The organism is Micromonospora chaiyaphumensis, assembly GCF_900091435.1.
GTDB lineage: Bacteria > Actinomycetota > Actinomycetes > Mycobacteriales > Micromonosporaceae > Micromonospora > Micromonospora chaiyaphumensis.
In genome coordinates, this window is record NZ_FMCS01000003.1 from 265,998 (window position 1) to 280,726 (window position 14,729).

Genomic DNA, 14,729 nt, shown 5'->3' on the forward strand with positions numbered 1-14,729 from the left:
GCCGGCCGGAGAGTGAACCCGTCAGCGCTGACCGGCCACGCCGCGGCGCGGTGGCTGAGGGCTCGCCGCCCGTCCCGGTGCCGCCTCGCATGGCGCCGGGATGGGCCGGTTACCCCCGCAGCGCGGAGGCGAAGATCCCGGGCAGCGCCGACCAGCGGGGCCGAGCGGCGAACGCGGTGAGCCGTCGGCCGGTCGTCGCGGCGGTGCGGTTGCTCAGGAACCACGGCGGTTTCGGGGTCAGGCTGAACTCGCCGGTCATGACCGAGCGCGGCAGCGGCCGGAACGGCCCGTACACCACGGTCCGTTCGGGTCGGTGCAGCAGCAGCGAGTTGTGCACCACGCCGCGGCCGCTGGCGATGTCGTCGAGCGGGTGCCCGGGGAACGCTCCCCAGGTGGCGCGGGCGGTCAGGTAGCCCACGCCGGTCCAGGCGTTGACGCCGATGGTGCCGTAGCGCAGCCGGGCGATGACCTCCCGCAGGCGCGGGCCGAGCTGCCGGCGCGTACGGGGGTCGATTACCAGGTTGGCACCGAGCGTGCCGTGCAGACGCTCGTTGGCGGCGTCGACCGCGGCGTCGAGGAACTCCATGCCCGTTCCGGGCAGTTCGGCCACGCCGAGGACCGGACCGAAGTACTCGGTGCCGAACGCGGGCTCGGCGTCATCGCCCAGGTCGAGGTCCCACAGCACGGTGCGTTCGGCGGTGCGGCCGACGGCCTCGAAATGCGGGTGCGACCGCCGGGCGCCGGACACCCGCACGTCGCAGCCCGGATACCAGGCCGGGCGGACGGGCGCGTTCGCGAACGCGTCGCGCAGCGCGGCGAGGAACTCCCGCCTCTGCGGCCAGTCCCGGCTCACGATGACGATCTGCGCCGCGACGCAGTTGAAACCGCTGTTGTGCAGGCGCTGCGTGGCGACGTGCTCAGCCTGGAACCGGATGTCAGCCTTCGACCAGCGACCGGGCACCACGATCGTCGGAGACACCCCGCCGAGTTCGCTGGTGACGGGCTTGTCCAGCCGCGGTGTACCGGTGGCCTTCGCCGCCCGCGCCGCCTCGCCGGTTCCCCACACGATCGCATCGTGGGTGGCCTCGCTGCCGGTGAGATGTACCGCGTCGACACCCGCGTGGGTCACCAGGTGGTCGCCGACGGACGCGTCCCCGGCGACGATGCGCAGATAGCCCCGGTCGATGAACGGCGCGAACACCGCCGCCAGCACCGGCAGCAGCGCGTCGGCGACCGGGTTGAGCTTGAGCAGGACCACCCGGTTGTACGCGTACAGCTGGTACAGCACATCCAGCGGTGCGATCGAGAAGATGTTGCCCGCGCCCATGACCACGGCGACGCCCCCGGTGCGCTCAGGAGCGAGCAGGCCCAGCCCGGCGCGCTCCCGGGTCTCCTGCTCGGTGACGCCGGGCTCCATCCAGACCTCGGCCCGGAAACCGCTGAGCAGCAACCGGTCGAAGGTGTTGTACGGCAGCACGCCGATGCTCACCCGGCCGCCCGGCGCTGCGCCGACCCTGCATCCCGCGAGCAGGTCACGTCCCTGCTCCAGGCGCGCCAGGGTGTCGGCCAGCGCGTCGACGTAGCCGAGCACGGCCCACGGTCCGCTGGTCCACTCCTCACCGAGCAGCGGCGAGCCGGTGGGCAGCTGCTTGATGCCCCCGGCCACCCGCACCCATTGCTCGGCGTGGGCGGCCACGGCCGCCTGCAACTGGCGCAGCAGGGCGCGGCGGGAACTGAGGGGCTCGCGGGCCCAGGCGCGCTCGCCGTCGCGAAGCTCGGTGATCATCTGGTCGAGCTGCGCGGTCGTGGCGGTGCTGATTGTCATCGGTGTCCTTGTCGGCACTGGGTCGGCGGAAGGTCGCCGAAGATCGTGAACGCGAACGTGGCCGCGAGTACGCCCCGGAGGGGGTTCGGGGATCCGGCCGCCGCCTGCCGCTGCTCGCAACGGCAGGCGATGGTGTCCGGGCGCCGGGCGGGGTCGGCGCGGTGTCAGGCGACCAGGCCGGCGGGCACGGTGACCTCACGCTTGAGGATCTTGCCGGTCGGCGACTTCGGCAGCTCGGCGACGATCCACACGTGCCGCGGGTACTTGTACGCCGCGGCCTGCGTCTTGACGTGCTCGCGCAGGTCCTCCGCGGTGACGTCGGCGCCGGCCTTGAGCGCGACCACGGCACAGATCTCCTCGCCCAGCTCGGCGTGCGGGACGCCGATGACGGCGGCCTCGCGCACAGCGGGGTGCTCGTACAGCAGCTCCTCGATTTCGCGCGGATACACGTTGTACCCACCGCGGATGATCATGTCCTTCTTGCGGTCGACGATGAAGAAGAAGCCGTCCTCATCGACGCGGCCCAGGTCGCCGGAGCGGAACCAGCCGTCGGCGTCGATCGCCTCCACGGTCGCGTCCGGACGGCCCCAGTACCCCTTCATGATGTTGTGACCGCGGATCACGATCTCACCGACGCCGTTCTCGACGTCGCGCAGCGCCATCTCGACCCCGGCGACGGGGGTGCCGATCGACCCGGCCTTGCGCTGCCGGTCGGCGTGGTTGAACGACGCGATGGGCGAGGTCTCCGACAGGCCGTAGCCCTCGAGGATGATGCAGCCGAACGCGGCCTCGAAGGCGCGCATGACCTCCACGGGCAGCGCCGCGCCACCGGACACGCACAGGCGCAGGCTGTCCACGTCGAACTCGGTCCGCTGCGGGTGGGCCATCAGCGCGACGTACATCGTCGGCACGCCTTCGAAGACCGTGACGCGGTGGCGGTGGATCGTGTCGAGCGCGGCCTGGGGGTCGAAGCGCGGCACGAGCGCAAGGCACGCCCCGGCGGCGACCGCCGCGTTGAGCCCGCACGTCTGCCCGAACGAGTGGAACAGCGGCAGCGCGCCGAGCACGACATCGGCGGAGGTCAGCGCCAGCAGATCGACGCCCACCTCGGCGTTGCGGGTCAGGTTGGCGTGGCTCAGCTCTGCGCCCTTGGGCGTACCGGTCGTGCCCGAGGTGTAGAGGATGACAGCGGTGTGGCCCGCCTCGCGCTCGACGATGCCACCCTGCGGCGTGGTGGCGCCCAGCAGGGCTTCGAACTCGCCCGGCACCACCAGCAGGCATTCGGTGCCGGCGGCGGCGGCGCCGGCCGCGGCGTCCTCACCGAACCCGTGCCAGGCCAGTACGAGCTTGGCCTGTGAGTCGCTCAGGTAGAACGCGACCTCGCGGGACTTGAGCAGCACGTTCATCGGCACGACCACCGCACCGGCGCGCAGGATGCCGTAGTAGGCGGCGGCGAACTGCGGCACGTTTGGCAGCATGACACCGACCCGGTCGCCGGGGCGCACGCCACGGTCGCGCAGCAGCCCAGCCACCCGGGCGCTGGCCGCGTCGAGCTGCGCGAACGACAGCACCGTGTCGCCGAGCCGGATGGCGGGTGCGGCGCCGTCGCGGGCGGCCGCGTCGGCCAGGTTCTGGGCAAGGTTGGTCATGATCGGTTCTCCATCGGGATGCGGTTCACGTGGATCGGTTCTTCGGCTTCCGGCATCAGCCGCGGCAGGCCGGCCGCGGCGGTCTCTGGGGATGCGGGCGCAACGAGCCCTCGTGCCCGCGTGGACCCGGCCGCCGCTTACGTCACAGAGGCGGGCGGCCGGGTGGCGCGGCGGGTCACTGCGCCAGGCGCTGCTGGTCCCGGGCGGGGTCGACGAGCGTGACCGCGGCGGTTCCGCCCAGCAGGAGCACGGCTGCGGAGATCAGGACCGCGTGCTGGTATCCGGCCGCGCCCTGGGTGTCGACCAGGCGGCCGACCAGGATGGGGGCGATCAGGCCCGCAGTGGTCACGACACCCTGCATGATGCCGAGGGCGCCGCCGCGTCGCTCGGCGGGTGCGATCTCCGCGACGGTGGTGACCGCGATGGTCGCCATCACTCCACAGATCCCGAACCCTGCGATCAGCAGCAGCACGGTGAGCGGGCCGCCCTGGCCGGCGGTCAGGGCGAGGCAGCCGGCCGCGCTGAGGAGCAGGGTGATGCCGCCGACCCGGGCTCGCGCCCAGCGGCTGCTGACTCCGCGTCGCAGCAGCCATCCGGTCAGCCCGGCCTGGCCGAGCAGGGCCACTGCGTTGGCGGCCCAGAGCAGCGCCACCAGGTTGGCCGAGGCGGTCCTGGAGTAGCCCAGCCCGTCGTGCAGGTACGAGGGCAGCCAGGCGACGGTCAGCGCGACCATCCAGTAGGTGGCGAAGAAGGCGGCGGTGACGCCGATCCAGGAGCGGGTACCCAGGATGCGCCGATAGCCGACGTTACTCGGGGCCGGCTCGGAGGCGGCCTTGGCCGCCGTGTCGGCGGCGGGGTCCGGGCCGGTCGCGACGGCGTACTGGCCCTCCTTGCCGACGAAGGCCCACACCAGCGCCCACAGCACACCGGCGACGGCCACCACGCCGAACGCGGACCGCCAGCCGTGCTCCGTGATCACCCAGGTCAGCCCGGGCGCGGCGACCACCACGCCGAACGTGGTGCCGGCGGTGATCAGCGCGCTGGGCAGATTGCGCCTGCTGTTCGGGAACCACGACAGAGCGGTCTGCTGGGCGATCGGGAAAGCGGGGCCTTCCGCCGCGCCCAGCATGATGCGGGAGGTGAACAGCATGGCCACGCCCGCGCCCAGCGCCAGCGGCGCCTGAGACACCGACCAGAACAGGACCATGCCCAGCAGCAGCCACCGCGGGCGCACCCGGTCGGCCAGCAGCCCGCCGACCGCGCCGAAGATGGAGAACAGCAGGAAGAAGGCGCTGTTCGCCGTGCCGAACTGGGTCGCGGACAGCCCCAGGTCCTCCCGGATCGGGTCGGCGGCCAGACCCACGATCGACTTGTCCGCAAAGTTGATCATCATGAAGGCGACCAGCAACGCGGTGACGATCCACGCGCGGCGGCGGTTGTGCGGTGCCTTCCCGGAGAGCCTGACGGCCGTTGCGGGTGCGACTTCGGTGTCGGCCACGGTTGCTCCACTGGTGGCTGCGATGGGTGGGGGCGGAGTGCGGGTGGTTCAGCAGGGCGGGACGCCAGAGGCGGTGGCATCCACGTGACCCCCGACACGCTAAATCCGTGACCGACAGTATCGTTATAGGCATATCTTCGCGCAAGAGCCCGAGGCAAATTTCGCCGCCGCCGCAGGCCAGCGGACCCCAGCTCAAGGGGCGTTGGGCATGCCGCGGCAACAGATGCGGGAGGCCTGTCCGGCGCTACGGGATCAGGCGGGCGAGCCCACAGCACGAGCGATCATGTCGGCCAGGACCGCCCCCGGCGGCGACAATGCGGCTTCGCCAAGATGGGCATCAGTTCCCCCCGGGCGCTTGGTCCTTCACGTCGGCATGGCCAGCCTTCGCGACCGATGTGGATCACGCCCGATGAGCATCGAATATCTAGGTGCTCACCCCGCAAAGCGTTCGGGCTGTTCATGCTGACCGATCCCGGATAGGGTCCCCGCCATCGTCTCAGGCAGGAGGTTTCCGGTGGTCAGGAAGCGTGCGCTTCGCATTGTCGTCGGTCTCGCCGCACTCTCACTCGCCGTCGCCGGCTGTGGCCGCTCGACCAGCGGCCAGACGCCGCAGGCCGGTGCCTCCGCCTCGGTCGCCGCCGACGCCAAGGCGGCCGACATGGTCCCGGCCGCCCTCAAGGAGAAGGGCGTCCTGCGGGTCGCCACCGCCGAGGGCTACCCGCCGATGGAGATGTACAAGGAGGGGACCCAGGACCTGATCGGTGTCGACCCGGAGCTGGCGGCGGCGATCGCCGGGCGGCTCGGCCTGAAGCTGGAGATGACCAACGCCAGCTTCCCCGGCCTGATCCCGGGCCTGCAGGCCGACCGGTGGGACCTGGCGATGTCCTCGATGAGCGACACCGAGGAGCGCCGCAAGGCCGTCGACTTCGTCGACTACTTCCAGGCCGGCGGCGCCATCATGGTGGCCAAGGGCAACCCGGCCGGGGTCAAGGACCTGGCGGACCTGTGCGGCCGGGCCGTGGTGCTGGCCAAGGGCAGCTCGAACCTCGCCATCGGCGAGAAGCAGAACACCTCGTGCGCCAAGAAGATGACGATCTCGCAGAGCGAGGACGCCCCGACCGGCCTGCTGCAGATCGATGCCGGGCGGGCGGTGGCCACCATCGTCGACTACCCGGTGGCCAAGATGCTGGCCACGCAGAGCGGCAAGTACGAGGTGCTGGAGGCCCAGTACGAGGCCGGCCCGTGGGGCATCGCGATCGACAAGAAGGACAGCCAGCTGCGCGACGCCGTCCAGCGGGCCCTTCAGGAGCTGATCGACTCGGGCGACTACACGAAGCTCCTGGAGAAGTGGGGCGTGCAGGGCAGCGGCGTGCAGGCCGCGACGGTCAACGACCAGAAGTGAGCACACCGGTGGATGCGACCGCCACGGGCCCGGCCTCGGCCGGGCCCGCCGCGCCGGAGGCGAACCGGATCAGCCACCCGCTGCGGCCGGGGCGCTGGCTGGCCGCCGGGGTGACGGCCCTGGTCCTGGCCTGGCTGGCCTGGACCATCGCGATCAACCCGAACCTGCACTGGGACATCGTCGTCAAGTACCAGTTCGACCGGGTCATCCTGGAAGGGCTGTGGGTCACCGTCCAGCTCACGGTCGCGTCCATGGCGATCGGTGTGGTGCTGGGCGTCGTCGTGGCGCTGATGCAGGTCTCCGACAGCCGCGTCCTGCGGGCCGGCGCCATGGCCTACGTCTGGTTCTTCCGCGGCACGCCGCTGCTGGTGCAGCTCATCTTCTGGTTCAACATCGCGCTGATCTTCCCCGAGGTCGGGCTGGGCGTGCCGTTCGGCGGCCCGAAGCTGATGACCTGGGAGACGAACACCCTGGTCACCGGATTCGTCGCGGCGCTGCTCGGGCTCAGCATCAACGAGGGCGCCTACATGAGCGAGATCGTCCGGGCCGGCCTGCGCGCGGTCGACCCCGGCCAGCAGGAGGCCGCGGCCGCGTTGGGCATGTCCCGCATGAAGATCATGAGGCGGGTGGTGCTGCCCCAGGCGATGCGGATCATCGTCCCGCCGACCGGCAACCAGTTCATCTCCATGCTGAAGACCACCTCGCTCGTCTCGGTGATCGCCGGCGCAGACCTGCTCACCGTCGCCCAGCGGCTCTACCTGACCAACTTCGAGGTGATCGCCCTGCTGATCGTCGCGTCCCTGTGGTACCTGGTCCTCACCACCGTCGCCAGCATCGGCCAGTACTACCTGGAACGCCGGTTCAGCCGCGGCTTCGGCGCCACCGCGCCGGGAACCCTGCGCGGGCGCATCACCCGCAACCTGCGCTTCACCGGGAGCGCCGGATGACCCCGCCCATGGTGCAGTGCCGGTCCCTGCGCAAGAGCTTCGGCCGGCTGGAAGTGCTGCGCGGCATCGACCTGACCATCGAACGCGGCCGGGTGGTCTGCGTGGTCGGCCCGTCCGGCTCCGGCAAGTCCACCCTGCTGCGCTGCCTCAACCACCTCGAGGAGCCGCAGGCCGGCCGCGTCTACGTCGACGGCGAACTGATCGGGTACGAAGAGCGCGGCGGCCGGCTGCGGCCCCTGCCGGACGCCCGGCTGCGCCGCCAGCGCGAGTCGATCGGCATGGTCTTCCAGCGCTTCCACCTGTTCCCGCACCGCACGGCCCTGGAGAACGTGATGGAGGGCCTGGTCGCGGTGAAGGGCGTCCCGGCCGCCGCCGCGCGGCGGCGCGCCGCCGACCTGCTGGAGCGGGTCGGGCTGGCCGACCGCGCCCACCACTACCCGGCGCAGCTGTCCGGCGGCCAGCAGCAGCGGGTGGCCATCGCCCGCTCGCTGGCCATGTCGCCGAAGCTGATGCTCTTCGACGAGCCGACCTCGGCGCTCGACCCGGAACTCGTCGGGGAGGTGCTGGAGGTGATGAAGGACCTCGCGGCCAGCGGCATGACCATGATCGTGGTGACCCACGAGATGGGCTTCGCCCGCGAGGTCGGCGACCACCTCGTCTTCATGGACGAGGGCCTGATCGTCGAGCAGGGCCCGCCCCGGGAGGTGCTCGCCGCGCCGCGGCACGACCGTACCCGCGCCTTCCTGTCCAAGGTGCTCTGATGGCCCGGCTGGATCTGCTGGTCAGCGGTGGGGACATGGTCGACGGGACCGGCTCGCCGTCCCGTCCCGCCGACGTGGGCGTCCGCGACGGGCGGCTCGTGCTGCTGCCACCGGGCAGCCGCGCTCCCGCCGCCGACGTCATCGACGCGACCGGGCTGGCCGTCACACCCGGTTTCATCGACGTGCACACCCACTCCGACCTGCTCGCCGGGGACGACGCGCAGCGGGAGGTGCTGCGCCGGGCGCCGCTGCTCCAAGGGGTCACCACGGAGATCTGCGGCAACTGCGGCATCAGCCCCTTCCCGGTCCCGCCCGAGCGCGCCGAACCGGTGCGGGAGCTGATCGCCGCGACGTTCGGGCCACCCGCGTCGGCGTACGGGTCGTTCGCCGAGTTCGCCGACGCCCAGGGCGTGGCCCGCCGCAACCACCTCGCCGCCCTCGTCGGCCACGGCACCCTGCGCGCCGCGGTGGTCGGCTTCGCCCAGCGGCGGGCCACCCCGGCGGAGATCCAGTCCATGTGCCAGCTGCTCGACGAGGCCCTGGCCGCGGGCGCGGCGGGCCTGTCGACCGGCCTGATCTACTCCCCGGGCGTCAACGCCGGCACCGACGAGGTCATCGCCCTCGCGCGGGTCGCGGCCGCACACGGCAAGCCGTACGTGACCCACCTGCGTGACGAGATGTCCCAGGTCGAAACCGCACTCGAAGAGGCCATCGAGATCGCCACCGCGGCCGGGTCGGCGCTGCAGGTCTCCCACCACAAGACCGCCGGCCGGCGCGCCTGGGGCGCCACCGTCCGCACCCTCGCCCGACTCGAACAGGCGCGCGCCGACGGCCTCGACGCCACCTGCGACGTCTACCCGTACACCGCCGGCAGCACCGCCCTGCACGCCATGCTGCCGCCGTGGCTCATCGCCGACGGCGTACCCGCGATGCTCACCGCCGCCGCCCAGCCGGCGGTCCGCGACCGCATCCGCCACGACCTGGTCGCCGGCGTGCCCGGCTGGGAGAACACCGTCGGCAACGGCGGCTGGGACCTCATCCGCGTCGCGTCCGCCCCGAACAACCCCGACGCGCAGGGGCACACCATCGCCGACCTGGCCGCCGCGGCCGGCGTCGACCCCGTCGACTACGCCTGCGACCTGCTCACCGCCGAGCACGGCGACGTCACCATCCTCAGCCACTCCATGCACGAGGACGACGTCCGCCGGGTGCTCGCCAGCCCGCTGACCATGCTGTGCTCCGACGGCGTACCGAAGGGGGGCCGTCCCCACCCGCGGTGGGCGGGCAGCTTCGCCCGGGTGCTCGGCCACTACGTTCGCGAGGTGAAACTGCTGAACCTGGCGGGGGCGGTGCACAAGATGACCGGGATGCCCGCGGCCCGCTTCGGCCTGCGCGACCGCGGGCTGCTCGCCGACGGGTACGCCGCCGACCTGGTCGTCCTCGACCCGCAGCGCGTCGCCGACGGCGCCACCTACGACGACCCCCTCGCCCCGCCGGACGGGGTGCGGTGCGTGCTGGTCGGCGGGCGGGTCGTCGTGGACGGCGGCGAGGTCACCGACGCGCGGCCGGGCCGGGTGCTGGCCGTACCGGATCGGCAGCCCGCCGTGCCGGGGCGGCCTTGAGCCCGGCGGTGCGCATCGGGGCGATGGTGCGGCGCCTCGACGACGGCCGCACCCTCTCCACCGACCCCGACCTGGTCCTGCCGCTGGCCAGCGTCGGCAAGGTGCTGCTCCTCGCCGAGGTGGCCCGCCGGCTCGCCGACCGCACCCTTGAGGCGGACCAGCCGGTCGAGCTGCTCGACACCGACCGGGCGCTCGGCGGCACCGGCCTGCTCGGCCAACTGTCGCCCCGATGGTGGACGGTCGCCGACCTCGCCACGGCGGTCGCCACGGTCAGCGACAACGCCGCCACCAACGCCCTGCTGCGGCTGGTGACCCTGGACGCCGTGCAGGATTTGGCCCGCGTCGCCGGGCTGCGGGACACCACCGTGCACGACCTGATCCGCGCCGAACGCGGCCCGGGCGTACCGGACACCTTCGCCACCGGCACCGCCGGAGAACTCTGCGCCTTCCTCGCCGACGTTGCGAAGGGGACCTGGCACAGCCCGCAGGCGTGCCGGCTGCTGCGCGGCTGGCTCGCCGGGAACATCGACCGCACGATGGTCGCCGACTCCATCGGCCACGACCCCTGGTCGGGCGACGGCGTCCGGGTGGAGAACAAGACCGGAACCGACACCGGGGTACGCGCCGACACCGGCATCGTGTCCGGCCGGCACACCGTCGTCTACGCCGTGGTCGCCGCGTTCGCGCCGGGGGAGGAGCGGACTGCCGTCGCCGAGCTGCGCCGCTGGGGTGCAACGGTCGACCGGCTCGCCGGACCCCACCGCTCCGACAAATCCTGACTGAGCGCCGCCGCCGCGTCGCGCAACCGCTCGACGAAGCTGCCGACCACCGGGTTGGGGTTGCCGGACCGCAGCGCCACACCGATCTCCCGGTACAGCTTGGCGTGCGCGAGCTGCCGCACCGCCACCCCACCGGGGTTGCGCAGGCCAAGCGACGGCACCAGCGCCACCCCGACACCGGCCCGGACCAGGCCCAGCACCACCTCGTAATGGTCACTGCGGCAGCGGATCCGCGGCGCGAAGCCCTCCGCACGCGCCGCCAACTCCAGCACCGACACCTCGCTCTGCACGCCGAGCGTGGTGATCCACGGTTCCGCGGCAAGGTCCGCGAGCCGCAGCCGCCGCCGGCGGGCCAGCGCATGATCCGCGGGAAGCACCACCAGCTGAGGGTCCACCATCAGCGGCTCGACCTTCGCGTACGGCGATTCCTGCGCCGGGCTCAGCGGATGGTCGAAGACCACCACCAGGTCCAGCTCACCCTGATGCAGGCGGGGGAGCAGCTCGTGCGGCTGCCCCAGGATCAGCGCCAGCTCGACCTGCGGATGGTCCCGGGTGAAACTCGACAGCGCGCGCGGCAGCAGCTCGGTGCCGGCGGTGGCGAAGAACCCGATCCGCAGCAGCCCCTGGCGGCCCTCGCCGTGTGCGGACAGCTCGTCGCGGGCCGCCGACATCAGATCGGAGATCTGCTGCGCGTAGTCCGCCAGGCGCTGGCCCGCGACCGTGAGCCGCAGGCTGCGCGGCCCCCGGTCCACCAGCGCCACCCCGGCCTCCTGCTCCAACGCGGCGAGCTGATGGGAGACCGCGGACGGGCTCAGCGCAAGCCGCTCCGCCGCGGCGACGATCGTGCCGTGGCGGGCGATCTCCAGGATGACCTGCAGGCGTGCGGTGTTGAACATCGGCGGGTTGCCTCCCTGGTCCAGGACCCGGCGCCGCGTCCCCAGGATGCGGCCGCCACACGGTAACGCGCCTCTTGACGGTGTACGCCGTACACCCTACTCTCACCGGTGAGAGTGTACGCCGTACACCTCTTGTGGTGGTGACGTGGCCGGCTGGCCAGTGGATGAAGGGATCCGCCATGACCCTGTCGGCCAAACGAGAGTGGCTGGTACCCGTCGGCCTGATCATGCTCAGCGCCGTACCCGTGATCGCCGGCGCCGCCCGCACCGCCGAACTCACCGGCGGTGCGACGGTCACCCCGGACAACGCCCGGTTCTTCGCCTCGCCCGTACCCGTGCTCGTGCATATTGTTGGCGCCAGCCTGTACTGCCTCCTGGGGGCGTTCCAGTTCGCCCCCGGCTTGCGCCGCCGCCGGCCCGGCTGGCACCGCCTCGCCGGACGAGTGCTGGTCCCCTGCGGGCTCGCCGCCGCCCTGTCGGGACTGTGGATGACGCTGTTTTATCCCCGCCCGCCGATCGACCACGTGCTGGTGACCCCGATGCGGCTCGTCTTCGGCACCGCCATGCTCGGCTGCATCGTCCTCGGCTTCGCCGCCATCCGGCGCCGGGACATCCCCCGCCACCGTGCCTGGATGGCCCGCGGGTATGCCATCGGTCTCGGGGCGGGCACCCAGGTCCTGACCCACCTGCCCTGGATGCTGCTTGTCGGCCAGCCGGACGGGGTCGGTCGGGCGTTCCTGATGCTCGCCGGCTGGGTGATCAACCTGGCCGTCGTCGAATGGGCGCTGCGCAGGCGGCCGACCAAACCGACCCGGAGCGTCCAGCGCCGTGCCGACGCTCCCGCAGGCGCTCTTGCCAGCCACTGACGGCCAAACGAGGTGTTCTGATCATGGCAGCCCGTTCGAGCGGCACGTCGCGCATGGCATCGACACGCCGGTCGACCTCAAGGCTCCTCACCTCGTCCCGCGCGATTACCCGAGGCGTACCCGGGCAAGCGCTCCGCTGCGCCCGTGGGCTGATCACACCCGACCCCGCATGCCGGTAGGCCAGACTGCATGAGTGAAGGTCGCGGCGCCGGCAATCAGATGGACGCCGTGGCGGTTCGTGACCGCGTTCGGTGCTGTCAGTCTGCTGTCGGACGTGGTGTACGAGGGCGGCCGGTCAGTCATCGGCCCCTACCTGGCCACCCTCGGTGCCTCCGCGGCCCTCGTCGGCCTGGTCACCGGCGTCGGGGAAGCGTTCGCCCTGGCCGGACGGCTGGGCACCGGGCCACTCGCCGACCGGACCCAGGCCTACTGGCGGCTGGTTCTGATCGGCTACCTCCTGACCCTGGTGGCGGTGCCCGCGCTCGGGCTGACCAGCGCATTGTGGCTGGCTGCGCTGCTGTTTGTCGCGGAGCGTGCCGGTAAGGCGATCCGTGGACCGGCGCGGGACGTCATGCTCTCCCACGCCGCCTCGGCAGTGGGCCGTGGCAAGGGCTTCGCCGTCCACGAGGCACTCGACCAGGCGGGGGCGGTTGCCGGGCCGTTGCTGGTCGCCGCCGTTCTGGCCGCCACCGCCCAACGCTACCGAGCCGCGTTCCTCACCTTGGCCGTGCCGGCTGTGGCGGTGCTGCTCCTGCTGCTGTGGCTGCGCGCCGGCGTGCCCGATCCGCGTCGCTTCGAGCCGGGCCCCGAACCCGGTGCGGCGCCCGCCCCGCCGGGCGCCCGGCTGCCCCGCGTGTTCTGGACCTATCTGGCCTTCACGGTGCTCACCACGGCCGGCTACGCCACCTTCGGCGTGCTCAGCTTCCACCTCGCCACGCGGCACGTCGTACCGGTGGCGGTGGTCCCGGTCGTATACGCCGGCGCCATGGGCGTCGACGCGCTCGCCGCGCTGGCCTCCGGGTGGCTGTATGACCGGGCCGGTTTCCGGGCGCTGGCCTCCGTACCCGTGCTGACCGCCCTGATCCCGCTGGCTGCCTTCACCAGGACCCCGGCGACCGCAGTCGCCGGGGTCCTGGCCTGGGGTGCCGTACTCGGTATCCAGGAATCCACCATGCGTGCGGCCATCGCTGACATCGTCCCTGCTGCCAGGCGGGGCACCGCCTACGGGATCTTCGCCGCCGGATTGGGTGGGGCGACCCTGGTCGGTGGGCTGCTCACCGGTGCCCTTTACGACTACTCGATCACCGCCCTGATCATCACCGTGGCCGGCATTCAGGCCGTCGCCCTGGCCTTGTTCGTCACCACCGTTCGCCCCGCGGCTCGGCTCGTCCGCCCTGCTTGAGGGGATCGTCGTGGATCAGGTGGCCTTGGCGGCCCTCGCCGCGCGGGCCTTCACCCCCGCCCTGGAGGGTGGAGCACTGGCCCGCACCTCAGTAGCGATTACGCGGCGCGCTGCCAGAGCGGGGAGATCTGCGCCTGCGCGAGGCGCCAGCCGGTCGACGTGCGTACGGCGGTGTATCGGGTCTGGAGGCCGGCCAACCGGTGGGGCACCTCGCCCTGGTGGAAGAAGTACACGAGCTGATGGGCCTTGACCTCGGCGTGGTCGCCGTCGAGATCGACTACGACGTCGGTGTTGAAGTGCTGGGTCAACACCTCCTCCGGGCTGGTTCGCCGCACGACGTCGACGATCTCTTCGATGCCGCGCAGGGTGCCCCGTGGGCTGTGGGTTTCGGCGTCCCGGGCGTAGACGGTCCGCAGGTCGTCGAAGCGCCGCTCGTCCAGTGCCCACGCGAGCCTGGCGACCAGTTCGGCGATCTCGGTGCGGTCGGTCAGGTGTGACATCTCGAATCTCCATTCGTTGGTGCGGCCAACGATACGGTTGATCGTTGGCGCCGCCAACGGTTCTGTTAGCATGGTCACCCGTGGAACCGACACCGAGTCGTCTCGCGACAAAGGCCAGCTGGTTGCTCTCTCAAGCCGCCGTGCATTCGCGGCGGTTCGTCGCCGAGGGATTCACCGCCGCCGACGCGCGGGGCTACCACTACCGCGTGCTCGCCGCGTTGGAGGAGTTCGGTCCCGCGAGCCAGGCCGACCTGGGGCGGCGCAGCCGCATGGACCGCAGTGACGTCGTCGCGGCCGTGACCGAGCTGGAGGAACAGGGCTTCGTCGAGCGCAGCGCCGACCCGGCGGACCGCCGGCGTAACGTCGTCACGATCACCAGGGCGGGCAGGCAGCAGCTCGGACGGCTGGACCGCGTGCTCGACACCGTGCAGGACGAACTGCTCGCCCCGCTGTCGGCCGCCGAACGGCAGACCCTTGTCGCGTTGCTCGGCAAGTTGATCGAGCACCACGGCGGCGTGCCGACCTCATGAGCCGACCTGGGCGCCCACCAATGTCCTAGCGGACGCCGAAGTCTCCGCCGAT

At 72.0% G+C, this 14,729-nt stretch carries 13 protein-coding genes; 8 read left to right on the forward strand and 5 right to left on the reverse strand.

Going from position 1 to position 14,729, the window contains the following annotated elements:
* Positions 1–109 precede the first annotated feature (109 nt).
* From GA0070214_RS10520 to GA0070214_RS10530, 3 genes are all read right to left on the reverse strand, one after another.
* Entirely contained in the window at positions 110–1,825 is a 1,716-nt protein-coding gene (locus GA0070214_RS10520; protein WP_091261785.1) for an aldehyde dehydrogenase family protein, read from the reverse strand.
* A 164-nt stretch (positions 1,826–1,989) separates the two neighbouring features.
* A complete protein-coding gene (locus tag GA0070214_RS10525) occupies positions 1,990–3,474 on the reverse strand; it encodes a long-chain-fatty-acid--CoA ligase (RefSeq protein WP_091261786.1) in 1,485 nt (494 codons plus the stop codon).
* 175 nt (positions 3,475–3,649) lie between these two features.
* Complete coding sequence (locus GA0070214_RS10530; RefSeq protein ID WP_208602708.1) at positions 3,650–4,972, reverse strand: MFS transporter; 1,323 nt, start codon at positions 4,970–4,972, stop codon at positions 3,650–3,652.
* A 514-nt stretch (positions 4,973–5,486) separates the two neighbouring features.
* Here GA0070214_RS10530 and GA0070214_RS10535 point away from each other — a divergent pair.
* Genes GA0070214_RS10535 through GA0070214_RS10555 form a run of 5 tightly spaced genes read left to right on the forward strand, consistent with a single transcriptional unit; the run spans position 5,487 to position 10,483 of the window.
* Positions 5,487–6,374, forward strand: coding sequence for an ABC transporter substrate-binding protein (locus GA0070214_RS10535; RefSeq protein WP_208602709.1), 888 nt, complete (start codon positions 5,487–5,489; stop codon positions 6,372–6,374).
* Positions 6,371–7,321, forward strand: coding sequence for an amino acid ABC transporter permease (locus GA0070214_RS10540; protein ID WP_244167644.1), 951 nt, complete (start codon positions 6,371–6,373; stop codon positions 7,319–7,321). Before GA0070214_RS10535 ends, GA0070214_RS10540 begins: the two co-directional genes overlap by 4 nt.
* A complete protein-coding gene (locus tag GA0070214_RS10545) occupies positions 7,318–8,082 on the forward strand; it encodes an amino acid ABC transporter ATP-binding protein (protein WP_279615648.1) in 765 nt (254 codons plus the stop codon). Before GA0070214_RS10540 ends, GA0070214_RS10545 begins: the two co-directional genes overlap by 4 nt.
* Complete coding sequence (locus GA0070214_RS10550) at positions 8,082–9,704, forward strand: N-acyl-D-amino-acid deacylase family protein (RefSeq protein WP_091261788.1); 1,623 nt, start codon at positions 8,082–8,084, stop codon at positions 9,702–9,704. The genes GA0070214_RS10545 and GA0070214_RS10550 overlap by 1 nt, the downstream gene beginning before the upstream one ends.
* A gap of 8 nt (positions 9,705–9,712) precedes the next feature.
* Entirely contained in the window at positions 9,713–10,483 is a 771-nt protein-coding gene (locus GA0070214_RS10555; protein ID WP_091261789.1) for a serine hydrolase, read from the forward strand.
* Here the strand turns inward: GA0070214_RS10555 and GA0070214_RS10560 are convergent.
* Positions 10,366–11,379, reverse strand: coding sequence for a LysR family transcriptional regulator (locus tag GA0070214_RS10560; RefSeq protein ID WP_091261790.1), 1,014 nt, complete (start codon positions 11,377–11,379; stop codon positions 10,366–10,368). The two genes, GA0070214_RS10555 and GA0070214_RS10560, sit on opposite strands and share 118 nt — an antisense overlap.
* Before the next feature lie 179 nt (positions 11,380–11,558).
* Between GA0070214_RS10560 and GA0070214_RS10565 the strand changes: the two genes are divergently transcribed.
* Together GA0070214_RS10565 and GA0070214_RS10570 are read left to right on the forward strand one after the other, a co-directional pair.
* Positions 11,559–12,245: a DUF2306 domain-containing protein gene (locus GA0070214_RS10565; protein ID WP_091261791.1), complete on the forward strand. Its 687-nt coding sequence runs from the start codon at positions 11,559–11,561 to the stop codon at positions 12,243–12,245.
* Positions 12,246–12,438: 193 nt separating this feature from the next.
* Entirely contained in the window at positions 12,439–13,647 is a 1,209-nt protein-coding gene (locus GA0070214_RS10570; RefSeq protein WP_091261792.1) for an MFS transporter, read from the forward strand.
* A gap of 98 nt (positions 13,648–13,745) precedes the next feature.
* Here GA0070214_RS10570 and GA0070214_RS10575 read toward each other — a convergent pair whose 3' ends face one another.
* Positions 13,746–14,147 carry a nuclear transport factor 2 family protein gene (locus GA0070214_RS10575; RefSeq protein ID WP_167364230.1) on the reverse strand — a complete coding sequence of 134 codons (402 nt, stop codon included), beginning with the start codon at positions 14,145–14,147 and terminating at the stop codon, positions 13,746–13,748.
* 80 nt (positions 14,148–14,227) lie between these two features.
* Here GA0070214_RS10575 and GA0070214_RS10580 point away from each other — a divergent pair, with 80 nt between their 5' ends.
* Complete coding sequence (locus GA0070214_RS10580; protein WP_091261794.1) at positions 14,228–14,677, forward strand: MarR family winged helix-turn-helix transcriptional regulator; 450 nt, start codon at positions 14,228–14,230, stop codon at positions 14,675–14,677.
* Positions 14,678–14,729 lie beyond the last annotated feature (52 nt).